The organism is Mesorhizobium sp. M5C.F.Ca.IN.020.29.1.1 (genome assembly GCF_003997375.1).
Classification (GTDB): domain Bacteria; phylum Pseudomonadota; class Alphaproteobacteria; order Rhizobiales; family Rhizobiaceae; genus Mesorhizobium; species Mesorhizobium wenxiniae.
In genome coordinates this window covers 1-1,142 of sequence record NZ_RZSW01000998.1, presented here as the reverse complement: position 1 = coordinate 1,142, position 1,142 = coordinate 1, and the positions used below count along the sequence as shown (strand labels likewise).

The window sequence follows — 1,142 nt, the reverse complement described above, 5'->3', positions numbered from 1 at the left end:
CCATGGCGGCCGGGGCGCTGATCGTGTCGGCGTGGGCGCTGCTGCGCTTGCCCGAAACGCTGCATCCCGAATATCGCAGGCCGCTGACGGCCGAATCCATCATCGGCGGCTTCCGCATCGTGCTGACCAATCGCATGGCACTTTGCTATGCCTTTGCCAGCACTTTTGCCTTCGGCGCGATGTTTGGCTTCATCAACTCGGCGCAGCAGATCTATGTCGGCGTCTTTGGCGTCGGCGAGATGTTCCCGGTGATTTTTGCAGGGATCGCCGGCGTGCTCGCCTTTTCGAACTATCTGAATTCGCGCCTTGTCGGCCGCATCGGCATGCGCAGATTGTCGCAGAGCGCGCTGCTCTTGTTTCTGGCCATCAGCCTCGCCTGGCTGATCGTTTCCATCCAAATGAAGATGCCGCTCTGGCTTTTCATCACCTTCTTTGCCTGCGCGATGGTCCCGTTCGGCGCACTCGGCGCGAATTTCAACGCGCTCGCCATGGAGCCGCTCGGCCAACTGGCCGGCACGGCATCGTCCATCCTGGGTTTCATGCAGACCTTTCTCGGCGGCCTGCTCGGCACGCTGATCGGCCAAGCCTTCAACGGCACGGTGACGCCCTTGGCCGCCGGATTCTGCAGCGTGTCGCTTGGCGCATTGGTGATGGTGCTGATCGCCGAGCGCGGCAAATTCTTCCAGCCGCAAAACCCGCCGGTTTAATACCGGACGCGCTTTAGGATGCACTCCCACTCGCTGCTGTGAAGCGAGGGAACAGCATACGCCCTGCGATCGCTTCACCCATGCTGTCCGAAACGGGCAGTGGCAGAGCCTTGTCGAGAGCCTCGAGGACGGAAGCCACGAAGGCCCGGTTGAGCGTGGCATCATCTCCTAGACGCGAGTAGGTGGCGCGGGGCTCGCCGATAAGTGTGCCGTTTCGGCGAATTGAGAACTGCAGCGTCAGGGTCATGCCCGCGGTTCCGGGCGGCGGCTCCCAACAGGCGACGATCGCGGAGAACATCTCGTTTATGGTGTCGACGGGATCGGGACTGCGACATGCGCGTTCCTGCGATTTCGCCTCGTTCGGGCCGGCAACCAAGGCCAGGGCAAGAGCCAGTGCGACAATTGCGGACCGAGGTTTCATTTCGGGTCTCCGGT

At 62.1% G+C, this 1,142-nt stretch carries 2 protein-coding genes; one reads left to right on the top strand and one right to left on the bottom strand.

Going from position 1 to position 1,142, the window contains the following annotated elements; genetic code table 11:
- A partial coding sequence (locus EOA85_RS35745) for a multidrug effflux MFS transporter (protein WP_164760150.1) occupies window positions 1-707 on the top strand: 707 nt, incomplete at its 5' end.
- Window positions 708-720: 13 nt separating this feature from the next.
- On the opposite strand, the gene EOA85_RS35740 is transcribed toward EOA85_RS35745, so the two are convergent.
- Window positions 721-1,128, bottom strand: coding sequence for a hypothetical protein (locus tag EOA85_RS35740; RefSeq protein ID WP_127212765.1), 408 nt, complete (start codon window positions 1,126-1,128; stop codon window positions 721-723).
- Window positions 1,129-1,142: the final 14 nt, after the last annotated feature.

Bases quoted from the DNA above. Each gene is read 5' to 3' on its own strand.
- EOA85_RS35740 (WP_127212765.1), bottom strand. From the start codon at position 1,128: ATGAAACCTCGGTCCGCAATTGTCGCACTGGCTCTTGCCCTGGCCTTG.